This is a genomic window from Dietzia sp. DQ11-44 (assembly GCF_014145205.1).
Taxonomy (GTDB): Bacteria; Actinomycetota; Actinomycetes; order Mycobacteriales; family Mycobacteriaceae; genus Dietzia; species Dietzia natronolimnaea.
The window spans coordinates 1-2,773 of sequence record NZ_JAALEC010000568.1; the positions used below are offsets into that span (position 1 = coordinate 1).

At 69.9% G+C, this 2,773-nt stretch carries 2 protein-coding genes; both read right to left on the reverse strand.

The window, feature by feature from the left end; all coding sequences use genetic code 11:
• Positions 1 to 69: 69 nt before the first annotated feature.
• Positions 70 to 1,182, reverse strand: a complete 1,113-nt coding sequence (locus tag G6018_RS13525; RefSeq protein ID WP_179523234.1) for an NDMA-dependent alcohol dehydrogenase — start codon at positions 1,180 to 1,182, stop codon at positions 70 to 72.
• A 186-nt stretch (positions 1,183 to 1,368) separates the two neighbouring features.
• The coding region (locus tag G6018_RS13530; RefSeq protein WP_182639887.1) for an aldehyde dehydrogenase family protein at positions 1,369 to 2,773 on the reverse strand (1,405 nt) is incomplete at its 5' end.

The following is a 2,773-nucleotide window of genomic DNA, read 5'->3' on the forward strand; positions in this document are numbered from 1 at the left end:
CTGCGCGCGCCACCCCGGGATCGGGGCGGCGCGCGCAGTCGTCGGCCGCGCCGGTCGGGTGGCGACGGGTCAGGCGTCGTGGATGATCACGCCGCGCATGATCTTGCCGTCCTGCAGATCCCGGTAGCCCTCGTTGACCTGCTCGAGCGAGTAGGTGGTGGTGATGAGCTCGTCCAGCTTGAGCTTGCCCTCGTCGTACAGGCGCAGCAGCTTGACGATGTCGTACTGCGGGTTGGCCGAACCGAACAGGGTGCCCGTGATGGTCTTGCCGAACAGCGCCATCACGGTGCCGCTGACCTGGACGGTCTTGTCGGTCATGTTGCCCAGGCCGGTGATCACCACGGTGCCACCCTTGCCGATCACGTCGAAGGCGCTCGAGACGACCTGCTCGTCGACGGTGCCCACCAGGATGAGCGCCTGGTCCGCCATCTGGCCCCAGGTGAGCTTCTCCACCTCGGCGTGGGCCTCGGCGGCGTCGGCGAACGCGTGGGTGGCGCCGAACTTGAGGGCCTCGTCGCGCTTGAACTGGACGGGGTCCACCACCACGACGTGGCGGGCCCCCGAGTGGACGGCGCCCTGGACGGCGTTGATGCCGAGCCCGCCGATGCCGTAGATCACCACGGTGTCGCCCTGGCGCACGTTGCCCGCATAGGTGGCGGTGCCCCAGCCGGAGGGCACGCCGCAGCCCACCAGGACGGCCTTGTCGAGCGGCAGCCAGTCGTCGACCTTGACCACCGAGTGCTGGGAGATCACCGAGCGCTCGGAGAAGGTGCCGAGCATGCACATGGCACCGAACTCCTTGCCGCCCGAGCGGAAGCGGAAGGTGCCGTCGGGCATGTGCCCCTCGAGGATCGTGGCACCCATGTCACAGAGGTTCTGTCGCCCGGTCGAGCAGTACCGGCAGGTGCCGCAGTTGGGGATGAAGGAGCACACCACGTGGTCGCCCGGCTTGACCTTGGTGACGCCCACGCCCACGGCCTCGATGACGCCGGCGCCCTCGTGCCCGCCGACGATCGGGAAGCGCGGCGGGAGCGAGCCGTCGGACAGGTGCAGATCGGAGTGGCACAGGCCTGCGGCCGTGTACTTGATGAGGACCTCGCCGGGGCCGGGATCGTCCAGGTCGAGCTCGATGATCTCGAACGGCTGGTGGAGGTCGAACAGTACTGCTGCCTTGGTCTTCACGGCGGTGTTCCTTTCGGGGGAGCGGGTGATCGGAAGTGGAGAGGGGGTGTGGACGGGGCGGGTGGGCAAGGGGTGTGGGACGACAGGAGAGGTCGCAGAGAAGGGGAGTCACCGGCGTCCCCGGACGAGTCACGGGGACGCCGGGTCCCGGTCCCGGGGGTCGGAGGGAGTCCGACCCGGACCAGGTCAGAGCTGGATGTTGACCGACCTGGTCTGCGTGTAGAGGTCCAGTGCACCCTGGCCCAGCTCGCGGCCCCAGCCGGACTGCTTGAACCCGCCGAACGGCATGGCGGTGTCGAAGCCGTTGTACTGGTTGACCCAGACCGAGCCCGCGTGGAGGCGGCTGGCGACCTTGTGGGCCTTGGAGATGTCCTTCGTCCACACCCCGGCGGCCAGGCCGTAGATCGAGTCGTTGGCCTGCCGGACCGCGTCGTCGACGTCGGTGAACCGCAGGGCCGAGACGACGGGGCCGAAGATCTCGTCCGTCACCACCCGGTGGTCGGGCTCGACGTCCACGAACACGGTCGGCTGGACGAAGTAGCCGGTGTCGCCGTGTCGGCCGCCGCCGGTGAGGGCCCGCCCGCCGTCCTCGATGCCGGCGCGGAGGTAGTAGGAGACCTTGTCGAACTGGTCCTGGTCGACCAGCGGGCCGAGCTCGGTGGCGGGGTCCAGGCCGTGTCCGATGGTGGCCTGGGCGGCGGCGTCGGCGACGGCCTGCGTGAACTTCTCGTAGATGGAGTCCTCGACGTACAGGCGGGTGCCGGCGGTGCAGGCCTGGCCGTGGTTGAACATCCACGCGGCCACGGATCCGGCGACGGCGGCGTCGAAGTCGCAGTCGGCAAAGACGATGTTGGCGCTCTTGCCGCCCAGCTCGAGGGAGACCTTCTTGAGGTTGCCCTTGGCGGCGTCGACGATCAGCTTGCCCACCTCGGTGGAGCCGGTGAAGGCCACCTTGTCCACGTCGTCGTGGGCGGAGATCGCGGCGCCGGCGTCGCCGAAGCCGGTGACGATGTTGACCACGCCGGCGGGCACGCCGGCCTCGGCGATGACCTCGCCCAGCAGCAGCGCGGTCAGCGGAGTCTGCTCGGCCGGCTTGAGGACCAGGGTGTTGCCGGTGGCCAGGGCGGGGGCGAGCTTCCACGCCGCCATGAGCAGCGGGAAGTTCCAGGGGATGATCTGGCCGCACACGCCCACGGGGACGCGCTGGGTGTAGGCGTGGAACTGCTTGTCGCCGGCGAACGGCATCGACACGTTGACCGTGGAGCCCTCGATCTTGGTGGACCAGCCGGCGTAGTAGCGGAACACGTCGGCCGCCCACGCCACGTCCACGGCGGTGGCGATCGCGACGGACTTGCCGTTGTCCAGGGCCTCGATCTGCCCGAACAGCTCGGCCTTGGCGTCCAGCAGGTCGCCGATGCGCCACAGGATCTGCTCGCGCTGGTTGGGCTTCATGGTCGCCCACGCGCCGTCGTCGAAGGCGCGGCGCGCGGCGGCGACGGCCCGGTCGACGTCCTCGGGTCCGCCGTGCGCGACCTGGGTGATCTCGGCGCCGGTGGCGGGGTCGTAGGTGCCGAAGGTGCGGCCGTCCGCC